We start from the raw sequence: 16402 nt of genomic DNA on the forward strand, positions 1-16402 counted from the left end.
ACACTCCCCACATTCGTGAGACGCGATGTCGAGCACACCATACCGACCGGGGGCACCCCTCGTTAGACAGGATGCCTAATAAAAAACGGGCCTGTTTGCGCGGACAGCGCGGAACCACGCGGTGCGCGACTCACCCGGCCCGAAGGGCGGAACGGGCGCGCACCCATCGGAGGGGTCCGGGGAGCGGAACGCGCGCGGGACGGGAGAACCCCGGGGAGCCGGAGCCCGGAACGACGGACCGGTCAGAAGAACGGTGGGAAGGCGTGGCCGCGCCGGAGGCGGAGTTCGTCCAGCCGGCCCTGGATGACCTCCCGCACCTGGTCGGTGAGGTTGAAGACCAGCATGGGGTCGTCGGCGTCATCCGGGTCGAACTCGTCGGTGCGGATCGGCTCGCCGAAGCCGATCATCCACTTGGAGGGCAGCGGCACCAGCCCGAGCGGTCCGAGCCAGGGGAAGAGTGGCGTGATCGGCAGGTACGGCAGACCGAGGGCCCGTGCCAGGAAGCGCAGGTCACCGATCTTGGGATAGATCTCCTCGGCGCCCACAATGGCGCAGGGCACGATCGGCACGCCGGCGCGGATGGCGGAGGCAACGAAACCGCCGCGGCCGAAGCGTTGCAGCCGGTAGCGCTCGGAGAACGGTTTGCCGACGCCCTTGAAACCCTCGGGGAAGACCCCGACGAGCTCCCCCTTCCGGAGCAGCCGGTCGGCGTCCTCCCGGCAGGCGAGGGTGTGACCGCTCTTGCGGGACAGGTGCCCGAGCACCGGGAGGCGGTAGACCAGGTCGGCGCCCAGGAGGCGGAGCGCCCGGCGCCCGGGATGGTCGTCGTGCAGGGCCACCTGGAGCATGAGCCCGTCGAACGGGAGCGTGCCCGAGTGGTTGGCCACGATCAGGGCCCCCGAATCGCCCGGCACGTTGTGCATGCCGACGGTCTCGACACGGAACCAGTGCCGGTAGAGCGGGCGGATGAGCTCCAGCAGCACCTTGTCGGTCAGCTCGGGATCGAACCCGAACTCGTCGACCTCATACTCGCCGGCGATACGGCGCCGCAGGAAGGCCAGCAGCTCGGCGAGCCTCCGGTCACCGTCATCGGGGCCGGCGACGTCACCGGCGCCCGCCTCAGGACCGGTTCCGGCGCCGGCGCCCGTCTCAGGACCGGTTCCGGCGCCGGCGCCCGTCTCAGGACCGGTTCCGGCATCGGGACCGCCGGAACAGACGCCGGCCGGGCGGGCCTCGTCCGGGAGCGCGCCACCGGGCTCGCGGCGGGCCGGGGCGTGCGAGGACCGGGCGCGGCTGATGGGGATCACTTCGGCGCCCTCGGGCTCGCCGGCCGTCTCGCTCACCTCGTCACCGCCTGGGAAAGCATGTCCATCATGGCCGCGGGGAGCCCACCGGCCAGGTCCCGCGCGTGGACGAAGTCCTCGAACGCGGCGGCGGTGGAGAACTTCGGCCGCCAGCCGAGGGCCGCGGCCAGCCGGGTGGTGTCGACCACGCGGCCGTGGCACATCAGGCGGAACTGCTCGGGAGAGTAGTCGGCCACCCCGATGCCCCGGACGAACTCGCCCATGAAGCGGAAGACCGGGGAGGGCACCGGCATCGGGAGCAGGCCCGCCCGGTGGGCGCACTGCGACAGCAGCAGCACACCGTCCCCGGCCACGTTGAACGTGCCGGGGTGGTCCTCCAGCGCCATCCGCCGGAGCGCTTCGACCGCGTCGTCCTCATGGATGAACTGCAGCCGGGGGTCGAAGCCGAGCACGGTCGGCAGGACAGGCTGGGTGAAATAGCGCGTCAGCGGCGAGTCGACGCCCGGTCCCATGAAGTTGGCGAACCTGAGCGTCGACACGACCACGTCGCGACGCCGCCTGGCGAAGCCCCGGACGTAACCCTCCACCTCGGAGGCGTCCTTGGCGTAGCCGTGGCCGGGCGGCTCGGCGGGCTCGGCGTCCTCGGTGAAGACCGCGGGGTCGCGCGCGGAGGACCCGTACACCGCGGTGGTGGAACGCACCACGACGCGGCGGACGGTTGCGGACCGCTGGCAGGCTGCCAGCAACTGCATGGTGCCGATGACGTTGTGCTCTTTCATGAGCGGCCGGCCCCCACTCCGGGGAGGAGTGCTCACCAGGCTCATGTGGACGACGATGTCGATGTCGGCGGCCGCGATCACCTTGGCGATGTCGGGGCTGCGCAGATCGACGCGGACGAACTCCGTCCGGCCGAGAGGCACGCCGCCGTCACGTGACAGCGAGGGCGGCGGCACCGTGTCTACTCCGATGACCCGGTCGATGTCCGGGTCGGCCGCGAGAACGCTCGCCACTCGGGCGCCGATGGGGCGCGAGACCCCGGTGACAAGCACGGTGTGGGTCATCGGCGCCTCGCAGATCCGCGCTTCTACTTCTTGTTACGCCGCTGGATGCGGGTCTTCTTGAGAAGCTTGCGGTGCTTCTTCTTCGCCATGCGCTTGCGGCGCTTCTTGATCACAGAGCCCACGGGACCCCCAGGTAGCTGGTAGCCGAGATTGCCGAACCGGTACGCGAACGCACACCGGCACAACAGACTACCGGCGATCCGCGGTGGATCGCCCCCGGGGGCACCCCGGGCACGCGAACTCACGACGTGTCGACCACGTCGCTACCTCAGCGAAGCGGGAACCCTGCACATACCGGTCAGACCGGAAGTGACACACCGGCCAGGCCGGAAGGAGCAGGACCGGCCCGTGGGCCGCCCGACGCTCCTCGCTCGCCTCGCGGCCGGGCCGTTCGCACCGGCCGCAGGGTCACCGTGTCGGGTCCCCCCCGCTTCAACCTGCCTCGATGTAGGCATCCCTGAGATAGTCGTGCACCGCCTGCTCCGGCACCCGGAAGGATCGGCCGACCCGGATGGCCGGCAGCTCGCCCGAATGCACGAGTCGGTACACCGTCATCTTGGACACCCTCATGACCGTGGCCACCTCGGCCACCGTCAGGAACTTCACCTCGCTGAGAGGTCTTTCGCCTGCACCCATCGGACGCCTCTTCCGCACGTGTATCCGGGTTATCCCCACTGGTGCCATTGCTCACGCACGTGTACTGCTGTCAGCGTAAGTCGGGACTCCGGGTGCGCAAACCCCCCACTTTCTCAGCCCTGGGAGCCCCATGTCAGCAAAACAGACGTAATCGCTGGCCAGCAGCCGAACCGTGCCCCTCGCTCTGATCTTGGAACGGACCAACTTTCTCCTATTAGAGTCGCCCACAAACTCCAAAAAGTTGGCAAACGGTCGGCGAGGTCCCTGGAATGCAGGCGCGAAATACCGGTATAGGGACGTCCCAAATCACGCACCCCTCGCCTCAGAGGGCTCGCACGACCCTCTCGACCAAGTGGTTCGTCAACGGTGCGTAATATCTGGGCAGCACATTGTCATCAAGCGGAACGGTCACCGCGATCTTGCCCTCGGCCTCGCCGACGAAGAGCGCCGGGTCGTTGCAGTCGGCGAACCCGACCGTGAGGATCCCCGCCTCCCCCGCGGCCCCGGCCCATCCGTGGTCGGCGATCACGAGGTCGGGGCGTTCGTCGCCGAGTTCCTCGAGCATGGCCCGCATCGGGGCCGGGTCGTGGGTGTGGACGAAGGAGCCCCGGTCGTCGAGCATCGCGACGTCGTCCATGTAGCGGATCTTGCGCTTGCGGCCGAACCCGGTGCCCCAGTAGGACCAGCCTTCGGCCGGGCTCATCAGGGTCGCCCCGCGCTCCGCGACCAGCCGCGCCAGGGTCATGTGGATGGTGAGGAGGCCGGTGGGGTGTCCGGTGGCGAACAGGATCCTGGGGTTCTCCTTCGAGAGCACGCCGGCGATGACGTCGCCCATCTTCTCGACCGCCTCGATCGTGCGGTCGGGGTCGATGGTGTCCTGGCCCTCCCGGTGCTCGGGGTCGGCCACCACCCCGGCCGCCTTGGCCATCAGCTCAAGGATGTCCCGGTACGACCAGGCGCCCTCCAGGGACAGCCCGAACATGTAATGGGGATCCCGGTTGGCCAGCGACCGGTAGTGGTCCAGGTTGTTCTCGCGGCTGGTCGCCACATCACCGGCGATCCCGGTGCGTATCAGGTGTTCACGGAGCTCAACGTGCGTCATCGGTTCCTCAGTGCGGTCCGGCGTGCTTCGCGACACGGTCCGCCGCGGTCCGGGAGCTCGCGTCACGGGAGGGGGACGAGCCCGTGGAAGGGGAAGACAGCGTTCCTCGTCGCCATGATGGCCCGATCGATCGGGTCCGCTGGATCATAACCATCGGAAAAATCGCTAAATTCCGGATCTCTACCATCGGTCAGCGTGAGCGGCGCCGTCTGCCGGGTCCGCTCCTTGACGAACCGGCGCCACGCCTCCGGGGTGGGGGTCGCGGGATCGAGCGGGCGCCCCGCGACCTCGGCGATCAGGTGGGTCCACGCCCGGGGCACGACCTGCACCAGCTCGTACCCTCCGCCGCCGGTGGCGATCCAGCGCCCGCCCGCGGTCTCGTGGGCCAGCTCGTGCAGGGCCGCGTACGCGACACGCTGGCCGTCGAGGCTGAGCATCAGATTGGCGAGCGGGTCGAGGGCGTGGCTGTCGCAGCCGTGCTGGGTGACGAGGATCTCCGGGGCGAACTCCCGCAGCAGTGGCGGCACCACCGCGTGGAAGGCGCGCAACCAGCCGCTGTCCCCGCATCCGGCGGGCAGGGCCACGTTGACCGCGGTGCCCTCCGCGCCGCGCTCGTCGGGGAAGCCCGTACCGGGGAAGAGCGTGCGGGGGCTCTCGTGGAGGCTGATGGTCAGCACCCGGGGATCGTCGTAGAACAGCGACTGCACCCCGTCGCCGTGGTGGACGTCCACGTCCACGTAGGCGACCCGGGAGGCACCCTGGGTCAGCAGCCAGGCGATCGCCGCCCCCGGGTCGTTGTAGACGCAGAATCCGCTCGCCGTGGCGGCCATCGCGTGGTGCAGGCCGCCCGCCACGTTGACCGCGTGCTCGACCTCGCCCGTCCACACCGCGCGGGCGGCGGCCAGGGTGGCGCCGGTGATCAGCGCGGACGCCTCGTGGACGCCGGTGAACGCGGGGTTGTCCGTCGTGCCGAGCCCGTAGGCGATGTCGGGCCGCCCGGTGGCGGAGACCCGCTTGACGGCCTCGATGTAGTCACGCTTGTGGACGAGGGCCAGCTCGTCGTCGGTGGCGGGCGCGCAGCCGCCGATCTCGACCGCGTCGAGCACACCGAGCTCCCTGGCCAGAGCCATGGTCAGCTCGACCCGGACCGGCGCGAGCGGGTGCCCGGGACCGAAGTCGTACGAGGTGAGCGCATCGTCCCAGACAACCCGCGCGGATCGGCTCATGCGCACTCCCTGTCCGGTTGTGACGCCGCGCGTCACGGCTCGATCTTCTGCCCCGGCCCGACGTTACCGCACGACTACAGCGGGGGGTTTACCGAACCGTCTCGGAGGGGGCGGCCGTTTTCACCTGAGCGAAATATCATGACTTATTGCTGTTAAGGGGCCGCTCTTTGTCAGGGTACGGCGCGGTTCCCTGTCAGGGTACGGCGCGGCCGACCGGACCGGCCGATCGCCCCGCCCCGTGGCGGCCGCCCCGGCCGGACCAACGGCGCGATCGACCCGCCGACGACGGTTCCCGCGCCGGACCGACATGGCGGGCCGCACGCGGACGCGCCGGGCCGCTCACCGACCGGCGCCGAGCCCGGTGGGACGCACGGCAGCCTCCCCGGAACGGGGGACGTCACCCGCCGGCGAGCTGGCGCCCCCGGTCTCGGGCGGCCTCGATGGCGGCCAGGAAGGCGGCGCGGACGCTGTGGCGCTCCAGCTCGGCGATGGCCGCGATGGTGGTGCCGCCCGGAGAGGTGACCGCCTCACGCAGGATCACCGGGTGCTCGCCGGAGTCACGGAGCATGATCGCGGCACCGACGATCGACTGGGTGACCATGTCGAGCGCGGCGGCGCGAGGCATGCCGAGCAGGATGCCCGCGTCGACCATGGCCTCGACGAGGTAGAAGAAGTAGGCGGGACCGCTGCCCGACAGGGCGGTGGCGGCGTCCTGCTGCGACTCGGGAATGCGCAGCACCTTGCCGACCGGGCTGAGCAGGTCCTCGGTGCGCTTGAGGTGCTCCTCTCCGGCGTGCGCGCCCGCCGAGATCACGCTCATCGCCTCGTCCACCAGGACCGGCGTGTTGGACATGACCCGGACCACCGGGATGTCGCCGCCGAGCCGCGACTCGACGAACGCGGTCGTGATGCCCGCGGCCACCGAGATGACCAGCCGGTCGGCGGGGATGTGCGGCGCGATCTCGTCGAGCAGCTTCCCCATGTCCTGCGGCTTGACCGCGAGGATGATCGTGTCGGCGCTCTTGGCGGCCTCGGCGTTGGAGGCCACCCGCACGCCGTAGCGCTCCGCGAGGGCCTGACCGCGCTCGGCGCGCCGCGCGGTCACCAGCACGTCGCCCGGCTTGAACCCGGCCCGGAGCAGGCCGGACAGCAGGGCCTCACCCATCTTGCCGGTTCCAAGAATCGCGATCATGTGACACCTCGAAATCAGGGGTGGAAGCTTTCCGCAGCCTATCGGCCCCATACCCCAGGTGAACCATCCAGAGCACCACGCGATAGACGCCCACTGGCGCGCAGAACCGCGACACAGGCACGGAATGACGCCTTCTCGTGATCTCCTATCTGGCCGACACATCCGCCCTATGGCACCTCCTGCGCACCCCGGAGACCCAGGAGGCGTGGTCTGACCGGATCGCCTCTGGCGCTCTGAGCATCTGCGAGCCGACAAGAACCGAGTTCCTGTACTCCGCGACCGGCCCGGCCCACCGTGACGAACTGGAAACAGAGCTCAACGCTCTCTGCCGACTGGCGCCTGTTCCCAAGTCCGCCTGGCGCTGGGTGGAGAACGCGCAATACAAGCTCACTCAGAAAGGCCGGCACCGCTCCGCGGGAGCGATCGACCTCCTGCTGTGCGCGACGGCCGTGCACCACGGGTTGACCGTGCTGCACGTCGACGACGACTTCGTCACCGTCTCGGCGGTCATGACCGAGGTCCTGCAGCGCGACACCAGGATTCCCTGAACCTTCCCGGGCCCCGGTCCGTTTCAGGGATATGCGTATGATCGCGACCCCCATCCTCGCCGGAAGCCTGCTGATGGTCCTGGGCTGCGGCACCACGCCCGACACCGCGGCCACCGCCGACGGCCCCTCCCGCCCGGTGAGCCACACCGTGCCCTCCACGCCGGCCGCTCCCCAGGCCGACCCCACGGGCGGCGCCCCCAAGCCGACCAGGCCCGAGGGCGGTACCGAGAACCCCCGCAAGGTCGGGTGGCTGACGGCGACCCCGTCCAAGGACGGCCGGAGCCTGCGGGTCGTCTGGTGGTCCGGGGTGGAGCCGTGCAACGTGCTCGACCGGGTCACCGTGCGGGAGACCGCCCGGAAGGTCACCGTCACCCTCTGGGAGGGCCCGAGCGCCAAGGTCCAGAACGTGGCCTGCATCGAGATCGCCATCAAGAAGGTGACGACGGTCAAGCTCAAGAAGCCCCTCGGTAACCGGAAGGTCGTCGACGGCGCCAGGACCTGACGGCCGGCACGGCTGCCGTCGCGTGGCGGGAGCCGTACCGGAGGGGATCACGGAATGGCGGGATCCTCCCGGCAGCCCTCGGGGACCTCGGGCCGCCGGTCGGTCCAGCCCTGTTCGAGGAAGACCGTGTAGCTCACCAGGGTGCCCTTCGCCACATCGGGAAGGTCGTGCAGCGCGGTGTTCCGGAGGGCGAGCATCCGCCCGGTCCGCCGGTCCAGGATGAGCTGCCAGTCGGTGGACACCGGGTCGCCGCCCACCCGCGCGCTCAGCGGCCCGTCCGTCTTGCCGATCCTGACCCCGAGCCCGGTGCGGCCGAGCGGATCGGCCGTCTCCCCCAGCACCTCGGTCCCCGGCAACTCCGCCAGCATCCGGAGCACCGCCGCCTGGAGTTCCGGCCTGGCGGGAAGCTGCAGCAGCCAGGCGCCCACCAGACTCTGGGTCCTCTCGAACGACCCGGCGGCGACGCCGTCCCGTACCTGCCGGTCGTGGAGACCGCGGACATACTCCCGCAGGGCGTCCGGGTCCGTGGGGAAGAGATCCAGGTCGGCGAGAGTCAGGGCGCCGTTCCACGTACCGTCCCTGATCGCTCCGGGCTCGGCCTTCCAGGCGTACCTGCACTCCCCCGGTGCCGCGGCGACCACGACCGGCTCGCATTTCCCGCCGGGAAGGCATTCCGCTGCGTACCGCCACTCCGCGGGAGCACCTTCCGCGCGCCACCCGTCCTCATCCCGCGGCCGGGCCGGACGGCCCCGGGTCTGGGTGCGGACGAGAGCCGAGGCTCCGGCATCACGGGGACGCCAGGTGGTCCTCTCGGCGGTGACGTAGATGAGGTACGGCTCGGCACCCTCGATCAGCGGACGCCGGAGGGACCCGCCGACGACGTTCTCCGTGGACCGGGAATGCTTTCACGCGCCCGAGGGTTGAGCCGAATAGACTCAAGTCGTTTGACAAACGTCACGCGAGGTTCCAGTATGAGTCGCACAGACTCAACTTTGACTACAAGGACGTACTCATGGCACGTGCGGTAGGTATCGACCTGGGGACGACCAACTCCGTCGTCTCGATCCTCGAAGGCGGTGAGCCCACCGTCATCGCCAACGCGCAGGGCTCGCGGACCACGCCGTCCGTGGTCGCCTTCGCGAAGAACGGCGAGGTCCTCGTCGGCGAGGTCGCCAAGCGACAGGCCGTCACCAACGTGGACCGGACGATCCGCTCGGTCAAGCGCGAGATGGGCACCAACTGGTCCGTCGAGATCGACGGCAAGAAGTTCTCCCCGCAGCAGATCAGCGCCTTCGTGCTCCAGAAGCTCAAGCAGGACGCCGAGGCGTACCTGGGCGAGAAGATCACCGACGCCGTGATCACCGTTCCCGCCTACTTCAACGACGCCCAGCGCCAGGCCACCAAGGAGGCCGGCACCATCGCGGGCCTCAACGTGCTGCGCATCATCAACGAGCCCACCGCCGCGGCGCTCGCCTACGGCCTCGACAAGGACAAGGACCAGACCATCCTGGTCTTCGACCTCGGTGGCGGCACCTTCGACGTGTCCCTGCTCGACGTCGGCCAGGAAGACGGCCACGGCTTCGTCGAGGTGAAGGCCACCAGCGGTGACAACCACCTCGGTGGCGACGACTGGGACCAGCGCGTCGTCGACGAGCTGGCCAACAGGTTCAAGAACGCCCACGGCGTCGACCTGACCAAGGACAAGATGGCCCTCCAGCGCCTGCGCGAGGCCGCGGAGAAGGCCAAGATCGAGCTCTCCAGCCAGTCGGAGACCACGATCAACCTGCCCTACATCACCGCCTCCGCCGAGGGCCCGCTGCACCTCGACGAGAAGCTGACCCGCGCCGAGTTCCAGCGGCTCACCGCCGACCTGCTGGAGCGCTGCAAGGGCCCGTTCCACCAGGTCATCAAGGACGCCGGCATCAAGGTCTCCGACATCGCGCACGTCGTGCTCGTCGGCGGCTCGACCCGCATGCCCGCGGTGACCGACCTGGTCAAGGAGCTCACCGGCGGCAAGGAGCCCAACAAGGGCGTGAACCCGGACGAGGTCGTCGCCATCGGCGCCGCCCTGCAGGCCGGCGTGCTCAAGGGCGAGGTCAAGGACGTCCTGCTGCTCGACGTGACCCCTCTCTCGCTCGGCATCGAGACCAAGGGCGGGATCTTCACGAAGATCATCGAGCGCAACACCACGATCCCGACCAAGCGCTCGGAGGTCTTCACCACGGCCGAGGACAACCAGCCGTCGGTGCAGATCCAGGTCTACCAGGGCGAGCGCGAGATCGCGGCGTACAACAAGAAGCTGGCCACCTTCGAGCTGACCGGCATCGCCCCGGCGCCGCGCGGCATCCCGCAGATCGAGGTCACCTTCGACATCGACGCCAACGGCATCGTCAACGTCTCCGCCAAGGACCTCGGCACCGGCAAGGAGCAGACGATGACGATCACCGGCGGCTCCGCGCTGCCGAAGGACGACATCGAGCGCATGATGCGCGAGGCCGAGTCCTACGCCGAAGAGGACAAGAAGCGCCGCGAAGAGGCCGAGACGCGCAACAACGCCGACTCGCTCGTCTACCAGACCGAGAAGTTCCTCAACGAGAACGGCGACAAGATCCCGGACGACATCAAGACCGAGGTCAACGACGCCGTCTCCGAGCTGAAGAAGACTCTGGAGGGCACCGACTCGGCCGCGATCCGCGCCTCCGCGGAGAAGCTCGCCACGGTCAGCCAGAAGATGGGCTCGGCCATCTACGCCCAGTCGCAGGCGTCCGAGGCCCCGACCGGCGCCCCGCAGGGTGACGCCGCGGGCGAGCGCAAGGACGACGACGTGGTCGAGGCCGAGATCGTCGACGAAGAGCCGAAGCGCGACGGCGGCAAGTGACGTTCGGAAAGCCGAGGGGAGCACCAGCGTGAGCACGCGCGAGAACGGTTCCGGGGAGGAGCCGGTGATCCGCGACAACCGAAAGATAGACCCGGAGACGGGGCAGGCACGCGAGGCGAGCCCGTCGGACGCGCAAGGGCAGGCGACCAGGGGGCAGGACGAGCAGTCCTCCTCCCTGGCCTCCGACCTCGCATCGATCGAACTGGCCACCCAGCTCGCGGAGCGCACCGCGGACCTGCAGCGTCTTCAGGCCGAGTATTCCAACTACCGCAAGCGCGTCGAGCGGGACCGGGCGACGGTCAAGGAGCAGGCGGTGGCCGGCGTGCTGGCCGAGCTGCTGCCGGTCCTCGACGACATCGGCCGGGCCCGCGAGCACGGCGAGCTCACCGGCGGCTTCGCCAAGGTGAGCGAGTCGCTGGAGGCGGTCACCGGCAAGCTGGGGCTGAGCACCTTCGGCACCAAGGGCGAGCCGTTCGACCCGACGGTGCACGAGGCGCTGCTGCACAGCTACTCCGCCGACGTCACCGAGCCGACCTGCGTGGAGATCCTGCAGCCCGGTTACCGGATCGGCGAGCGGGTGCTCCGTCCCGCCAGGGTCTCGGTCGCCGAGCCCGAGGAGCCCGCCGCGCCGGCCACGTCCGACACGGACGAAAACTGACACCCCCCATATCTGATCTCTCTGAGAAGGAACATAGATGAGCACCAAGGACTACCTGGAGAAGGACTACTACGCCGTCCTTGGTGTGCCCAAGACCGCCACGGCCGAGGAGATCAAGAAGGCGTACCGGAAGCTGGCCAGGCAGCACCACCCCGACGCCAACCCCGGAAGCTCGGCGGACTCCGAGAGCACCGCCAAGTTCAAGGAGGTCTCCGAGGCCTACAACGTCCTGTCCGACACCAAGCGCCGCAAGGAGTACGACGAGGCGCGGACGCTGTTCGGATCGGGGCTCGGCGGTTACGCGGGGGGCGGGGGGGCTCCCCGCGGCGGGTTCCCCTTCGACCTGGGGGACCTGTTCGGGGGCACCGGCCAGCAGGGTGCGGGAGACCGCATCGGCGACATCTTCGGCGGCCTGTTCAACCGGGGCGGCACGACCCGTCCCGGCGGGACGACCACCAGGGCGCGACGGGGCCAGGACGTCGAGTCGGAGGTCACGCTCTCCTTCTCCGAGGCGGTGGAGGGCACCACGGTCTCGCTCCGCCTGACCAGTTCCTCCGCCTGCGCGGCATGCAGTGGCACCGGCGCCAAGGCCGGCACCACCCCGCGTGTCTGCCCGACCTGTGAGGGCACCGGGGCGGCCAGCCGCAACCTGGGCAACTTCGCCTTCTCCGAGCCGTGCCGCGACTGCAAGGGCCGCGGCCTGCTGGTGGACGACCCGTGCCCGGTGTGCGACGGGAGCGGGCGGGGCAAGAGCACCCGCACGATCCAGGCGCGCATCCCGGCCGGCGTCGGCGACGGCCAGCGCATCAGGATCAAGGGCAAGGGCGCGCCCGGTGAGAACGGCGGCCCGGCCGGCGACCTGTACGTGCTGATCCACGTCAAGCCGCACCCGGTGTTCGGCAGGACGGGTGAGAACCTGACGATCACCGTTCCGGTCACCTTCACCGAGGCGGCGCTGGGCGCCGAGATCAAGGTGCCGATCCTGAAGGGCATGCCGGTCACGCTGCGCATCCCCGAGGGCACCCCGAACGGCCGCACCTTCCGGGTGCGGGGCAGGGGTGTGACCCGCAAGGACGGCACCAAGGGCGACCTGCTCGCCACGATCGAGGTCCTGGTGCCGCAGCGTCTGGAGGACAAGGCACGGGGAGCCCTTGAGGAGTTCCGCGACGCCACCGCGGGTGTCGACCCGCGGGCGGACCTCATCCAACAGGCCAGAAGCGAGTAGCCATGGACGCCAACTACTTCGATCTGTCGGACGACACTCCTGTATACGTCATCTCGGTGGCCGCCCAGCTGTCGGGTCTGCACCCGCAGACCCTGCGGCAGTACGACCGTCTCGGCCTGGTCAGTCCAGGCCGGTCGGCCGGGCGCGGCCGCCTGTACTCCACCCGCGACATCGTGATGCTCCGCGAGGTCCAGCGGCTCTCCCAGGAGGAGGGCATCAACCTCGCGGGCATCAAAAGGATCCTGACCCTGGAGAACGAGGCTCTGCGCCTGCGTGACGAGAACGAGCGCCTGCGCGCGGAGATGGCCATGATCCGTGCACTGATCCAGTACCAGCTGCCACCCGCCTGACTCTGCGAGACATCGGGGGGTGTCCACCACAGGGGAACACCGGCGACCGGACCGAGGGATTCTCGTCCGGAACACACCGGCGACCGCACCGAGAAGCGACCTGCGGACACACAGACGACTGTTTGAGGACCACTCGGACACACCGGCGACTGTTTGGGGATTGTTCGGGCACACCGGCGACTGTTTGGGCCCTTCGGGCACACCGGCGACCGGACCGAGGAGCGCGGGAGTCCGCGAGGGTGCGCCGGCGACGAGGGAAGGAGCCGGGTCAGAGCACCCGAGCCGCGACGCGCAGCGTCGCCGTGAACGCAGCGTCGCCACAGACACAGAGTGAGGCCACAAGCATGGATTACAAACTTACCCAGAAGAGCCAGGAGGCGGTGTCCTCCGCCATCCGGCGGGCGGCCGCCGAAGGCAACCCCGAGGTCGCCCCGGCTCACCTGTTCACCTCTTTGCTTGCGCTGTCGGGCAGCACCGCCGTGCCCCTGCTGGAGGCGGTGGGCGCCGACTGGAAGCAGCTGCGGACCGAGGCCGAGAAGCAGCTCGCGGCCCTGCCCAAGGCGCAGGGCGCCACGGTCAGCGCCCCGTCGAGCTCCCGGCAGTTGCTCACCGTGCTGAACACCGCGGCTCAGCGGGCCCGTCAGCTTGAGGACGACTACGTCTCGACCGAGCACCTCCTGGTCGGTCTCGCCGCCGACGGCGGTCCGATCGCCGAGTTGCTCAGGTCGCGCGGCGCCACCCCGAACGCGCTGCTCGACGCCTTCGAGAAGGTGCGCGGGCACGCCAGGGTGACCAGCGAGACCCCGGAGGACACCTACCAGGCGCTGGAGAAGTACGGGATCGATCTGACCGAGCGGGCGCGGGCGGGCAAGCTCGACCCCGTGATCGGCCGTGACTCGGAGATCCGGCGGGTCGTCCAGGTCCTCAGCCGCCGGACGAAGAACAACCCCGTCCTCATCGGCGAGCCCGGTGTCGGCAAGACCGCCGTGGTGGAGGGGCTGGCCCAGCGGATCGTCGCGGGTGACGTGCCCTCCAGCCTGCGCGACAAGCGTCTGATCGCGCTCGACCTCGGCGCGATGGTCGCCGGCGCCAAGTACCGCGGCGAGTTCGAGGAGCGCCTCAAGGCCGTCCTCAGCGAGATCAAGGAGAGCAACGGCCAGGTCGTCACCTTCATCGACGAGCTGCACACCATGGTCGGCGCCGGCGCCGCCGAGGGCGCGATGGACGCCGGCAACATGCTCAAGCCCATGCTGGCCCGCGGCGAGCTGCGGATGATCGGCGCGACCACGCTGGACGAGTACCGCGAGCGCATCGAGAAGGACCCCGCGCTGGAGCGCCGCTTCCAGCAGGTCTACGTGGGCGAGCCCAGCGTCGAGGACACCATCGCCATCCTGCGCGGCCTCAAGGGCCGCTACGAGGCGCACCACCAGGTCCAGATCGCCGACAGCGCGCTGGTGGCCGCCGCGGCGCTCTCCGACCGCTACATCACCTCCCGGTTCCTGCCGGACAAGGCGATCGACCTCGTCGACGAGGCGGCCTCCCGGCTCCGCATGGAGATCGACTCCCGTCCCGTGGAGATCGACCAGCTCCAGCGGAACGTCGACCGGATGAGGATGGAGGAGCTGGCGCTCGCCAAGGAGACCGACGAGGGCAGCATCCAGCGGCTGGAGCGGCTCCGCAAGGAGCTGGCCGACCGCCAGGAGGAGCTGAACGCGCTGGTCGGCCGCTGGGAGCAGGAGAAGGCGGGCCTCAACCGGGTCGGCGACCTGAAGAAGCAGATCGACGAGGTGCGCGGCGCCGCCGAGCGCGCGCAGCGCGACGGTGACTTCGAGGCCGCCTCGCGGCTGATGTACGCCGAGGTGCCGAAGCTGGAGGCCGAGCTCGCCGAGGCCAGCAAGGCCGCTCAGCCCGAGAACCCGATGGTCAAGGAGGAGGTCGGCTCCGACGACATCGCCCAGGTCATCTCCTCGTGGACCGGCATCCCCGCGGGGCGTCTGCTGGAGGGCGAGACCGCCAAGCTGCTGCGCATGGAGGAGGAGCTCGGCAAGCGGTTGATCGGTCAGAAGCAGGCCGTCCAGGCGGTCTCCGACGCGGTGCGCCGAGCCCGCGCGGGCATCTCCGACCCCGACCGGCCGACCGGCAGTTTCCTGTTCCTCGGCCCCACGGGTGTCGGCAAGACCGAGCTGGCCAAGGCACTGGCGGACTTCCTGTTCGACGACGAGCGGGCGATGGTCCGCATCGACATGAGCGAGTACGGCGAGAAGCACAGCGTCGCCCGCCTCGTGGGCGCCCCGCCCGGTTACGTGGGTTACGAGGAGGGCGGCCAGCTCACCGAGGCCGTGCGACGCAGGCCGTACACCGTGGTGCTGCTGGACGAGGTCGAGAAGGCCCACCCCGAGGTCTTCGACATCCTGCTCCAGGTGCTCGACGACGGGCGGCTGACCGACGGCCAGGGTCGCACGGTCGACTTCCGCAACACGATCCTGATCCTCACCTCCAACCTCGGCTCGCAGTTCCTCGTCGACCCGACCATGGGTAAGGACGAGCAGCGGACGGCCGTGATGAACGCGGTCAGGACCTCGTTCAAGCCGGAGTTCCTCAACCGGCTCGACGACGTCATCCTGTTCGACGCGCTCGGCACCGAGGAACTGTCCAGGATCGTGGACCTGCAGGTCGGTCACCTGGCCAGGCGCCTGGCGGACCGGCGGCTCACGCTGACCGTGACTCCGGCGGCACGCGACTGGCTGGCGCTGACGGGTTACGACCCGCTGTACGGCGCCCGGCCGCTGCGCCGCCTCGTGCAGTCGGCGATCGGTGACAAGCTGGCCAAGGAGGTGCTGTCCGGCCGGGTCCAGGACGGCGACGAGGTCCTCGTCGACATCGACGAGACGAGCGACTCGCTGGTGATCGGCCCGGTAAGGGCTTGACCACCATTGGGTTAAGCGGACCCCTGAGCAAGACCCCCCTGTTACGTTCGGCAGTCATCGGATTACCGAACGCAACAGGGGGACGTGCATGTCGAACACCTCACGGAACATCCGGGGGATCCTCGCCGTGGCGGCGCTCGCGGCCGGCACGGGCTGGACGATGATCGCTCCGGCCTCGGCGGGAGTCGTGCCCTGCGAGGGGCGAGGCACCCCGGAGGCGCTGGAGCGGTCCGAGACCGTGACCTCGATCTGCGAGAAGGCCGGTGGCGTCGGAGGCGGCGCGATCACCGACGGAACGAGCGTGATCACCGACGGAACGGGCGCGGTCGTCGGGAGGATGAGCGCTCAGGGCGACGGTGAGACGCCGTCCGCCGACCGGCTCGCGCGGATCGCCGGCTTGCCCGGACTCGCCCGGGCCTCCTCGGTGGCCGGCTTCACCGACGCCGGGGGCGTCGCCGCGGGCCATGGCTTCCGCACCCTGCCCTCCGGGCTGCCGGGTCTGTCCGGCTCCGGCGCGGCGAGGATGCTCCCGGGCACGCCGGCGGGGGCTCTCGGGGACGCGCTCCCGGGCATGCCGGAGAAAGCCGCGGACGCGCTCTCGGGCATGTCCGCGCCGGCGGTCGCCGCCGCCTCCACCGCCCGGTGGCCGGGCACCCTCGCCGAAATGCCGGACCTGCCCGGCATGCCGGGCACAACGGGCGCTCCGGGCTCACCGGGTGACGGTCTGAGCTGGCTGCGGCTGGAGGGCCCGGTGCCCCCGAGCCCGGACGGCGCGGCACCGCCGCCGGCCCCT

Annotated in this window: 16 protein-coding genes; 8 read left to right on the plus strand and 8 right to left on the minus strand. The window is 70.0% G+C overall.

Annotated features, from left to right (window positions below):
• Window positions 1-242: 242 nt before the first annotated feature.
• The 7 genes from ABD841_RS13475 to proC form a co-directional block, all read right to left on the minus strand.
• The gene (locus tag ABD841_RS13475; protein WP_425581985.1) at window positions 243-1064 is read right to left on the minus strand and encodes a lysophospholipid acyltransferase family protein; all 822 of its coding nucleotides are present in this window, start codon (window positions 1062-1064) and stop codon (window positions 243-245) included.
• 275 nt (window positions 1065-1339) lie between these two features.
• Window positions 1340-2365 (minus strand): NAD-dependent epimerase/dehydratase family protein, encoded by a 1026-nt coding sequence (locus ABD841_RS13480; protein ID WP_344971166.1) that lies wholly within the window; start codon window positions 2363-2365, stop codon window positions 1340-1342.
• A gap of 23 nt (window positions 2366-2388) precedes the next feature.
• On the minus strand, window positions 2389-2487 hold the full coding sequence (locus tag ABD841_RS13485) for a 30S ribosomal protein bS22 (RefSeq protein WP_018654693.1): 99 nt from the start codon (window positions 2485-2487) through the stop codon (window positions 2389-2391).
• A 310-nt stretch (window positions 2488-2797) separates the two neighbouring features.
• Window positions 2798-3001 (minus strand): helix-turn-helix domain-containing protein, encoded by a 204-nt coding sequence (locus ABD841_RS13490; protein ID WP_012887307.1) that lies wholly within the window; start codon window positions 2999-3001, stop codon window positions 2798-2800.
• A 322-nt stretch (window positions 3002-3323) separates the two neighbouring features.
• Complete coding sequence (locus ABD841_RS13495; protein ID WP_344971168.1) at window positions 3324-4103, minus strand: phosphatase; 780 nt, start codon at window positions 4101-4103, stop codon at window positions 3324-3326.
• Window positions 4104-4165: 62 nt separating this feature from the next.
• Entirely contained in the window at window positions 4166-5329 is a 1164-nt protein-coding gene (locus ABD841_RS13500) for an acetoin utilization protein AcuC (RefSeq protein ID WP_344971170.1), read from the minus strand.
• A 397-nt stretch (window positions 5330-5726) separates the two neighbouring features.
• On the minus strand, window positions 5727-6521 hold the full coding sequence (gene proC / locus ABD841_RS13505; protein WP_344971172.1) for a pyrroline-5-carboxylate reductase: 795 nt from the start codon (window positions 6519-6521) through the stop codon (window positions 5727-5729).
• 137 nt (window positions 6522-6658) lie between these two features.
• Here proC and ABD841_RS13510 point away from each other — a divergent pair, with 137 nt between their 5' ends.
• Entirely contained in the window at window positions 6659-7069 is a 411-nt protein-coding gene (locus ABD841_RS13510; RefSeq protein WP_344971173.1) for a PIN domain nuclease, read from the plus strand.
• Between the two features lie 37 nt (window positions 7070-7106).
• A complete protein-coding gene (locus ABD841_RS13515) occupies window positions 7107-7571 on the plus strand; it encodes a hypothetical protein (RefSeq protein ID WP_344971175.1) in 465 nt (154 codons plus the stop codon).
• A gap of 47 nt (window positions 7572-7618) precedes the next feature.
• On the opposite strand, the gene ABD841_RS13520 is transcribed toward ABD841_RS13515, so the two are convergent.
• On the minus strand, window positions 7619-8212 hold the full coding sequence (locus ABD841_RS13520; RefSeq protein WP_344971176.1) for a hypothetical protein: 594 nt from the start codon (window positions 8210-8212) through the stop codon (window positions 7619-7621).
• A gap of 371 nt (window positions 8213-8583) precedes the next feature.
• On the opposite strand from ABD841_RS13520, the gene dnaK reads away from it, so the two are divergent.
• From dnaK to ABD841_RS13550, 6 genes are all read left to right on the plus strand, one after another.
• A complete protein-coding gene (gene dnaK / locus ABD841_RS13525; protein ID WP_344971177.1) occupies window positions 8584-10449 on the plus strand; it encodes a molecular chaperone DnaK in 1866 nt (621 codons plus the stop codon).
• 28 nt (window positions 10450-10477) lie between these two features.
• Window positions 10478-11107 carry a nucleotide exchange factor GrpE gene (grpE, locus tag ABD841_RS13530; protein WP_344971178.1) on the plus strand — a complete coding sequence of 210 codons (630 nt, stop codon included), beginning with the start codon at window positions 10478-10480 and terminating at the stop codon, window positions 11105-11107.
• 37 nt (window positions 11108-11144) lie between these two features.
• Window positions 11145-12332 (plus strand): molecular chaperone DnaJ, encoded by a 1188-nt coding sequence (gene dnaJ, locus ABD841_RS13535; protein WP_344971180.1) that lies wholly within the window; start codon window positions 11145-11147, stop codon window positions 12330-12332.
• A 2-nt stretch (window positions 12333-12334) separates the two neighbouring features.
• Entirely contained in the window at window positions 12335-12682 is a 348-nt protein-coding gene (locus tag ABD841_RS13540) for a heat shock protein transcriptional repressor HspR (RefSeq protein WP_344971181.1), read from the plus strand.
• 344 nt (window positions 12683-13026) lie between these two features.
• Window positions 13027-15609 carry an ATP-dependent chaperone ClpB gene (clpB, locus tag ABD841_RS13545; RefSeq protein WP_344971183.1) on the plus strand — a complete coding sequence of 861 codons (2583 nt, stop codon included), beginning with the start codon at window positions 13027-13029 and terminating at the stop codon, window positions 15607-15609.
• Between the two features lie 88 nt (window positions 15610-15697).
• Window positions 15698-16402 (plus strand): hypothetical protein (locus ABD841_RS13550; RefSeq protein ID WP_344971185.1); only part of this gene is annotated, 705 nt, incomplete at its 3' end.

Origin of the sequence: Streptosporangium fragile (assembly GCF_039534445.1) — a bacterium.
Classification (GTDB): Bacteria; Actinomycetota; Actinomycetes; order Streptosporangiales; family Streptosporangiaceae; genus Streptosporangium; species Streptosporangium fragile.

What these genes read in the sequence shown, in the direction of transcription:
- dnaJ (WP_344971180.1), top strand. Translation starts at nt 11,145, where the DNA reads ATGAGCACCAAGGACTACCTGGAGAAGGACTACTACGCCGTCCTTGGT.
- ABD841_RS13540 (WP_344971181.1), top strand. Translation starts at nt 12,335, where the DNA reads ATGGACGCCAACTACTTCGATCTGTCGGACGACACTCCTGTATACGTC.
- ABD841_RS13500 (WP_344971170.1), bottom strand. Translation starts at nt 5,329, where the DNA reads ATGAGCCGATCCGCGCGGGTTGTCTGGGACGATGCGCTCACCTCGTAC.
- clpB (WP_344971183.1), top strand. Translation starts at nt 13,027, where the DNA reads ATGGATTACAAACTTACCCAGAAGAGCCAGGAGGCGGTGTCCTCCGCC.
- proC (WP_344971172.1), bottom strand. Translation starts at nt 6,521, where the DNA reads ATGATCGCGATTCTTGGAACCGGCAAGATGGGTGAGGCCCTGCTGTCC.
- ABD841_RS13495 (WP_344971168.1), bottom strand. Translation starts at nt 4,103, where the DNA reads ATGACGCACGTTGAGCTCCGTGAACACCTGATACGCACCGGGATCGCC.
- ABD841_RS13480 (WP_344971166.1), bottom strand. Translation starts at nt 2,365, where the DNA reads ATGACCCACACCGTGCTTGTCACCGGGGTCTCGCGCCCCATCGGCGCC.
- dnaK (WP_344971177.1), top strand. Translation starts at nt 8,584, where the DNA reads ATGGCACGTGCGGTAGGTATCGACCTGGGGACGACCAACTCCGTCGTC.
- ABD841_RS13490 (WP_012887307.1), bottom strand. Translation starts at nt 3,001, where the DNA reads ATGGGTGCAGGCGAAAGACCTCTCAGCGAGGTGAAGTTCCTGACGGTG.
- ABD841_RS13515 (WP_344971175.1), top strand. Translation starts at nt 7,107, where the DNA reads ATGATCGCGACCCCCATCCTCGCCGGAAGCCTGCTGATGGTCCTGGGC.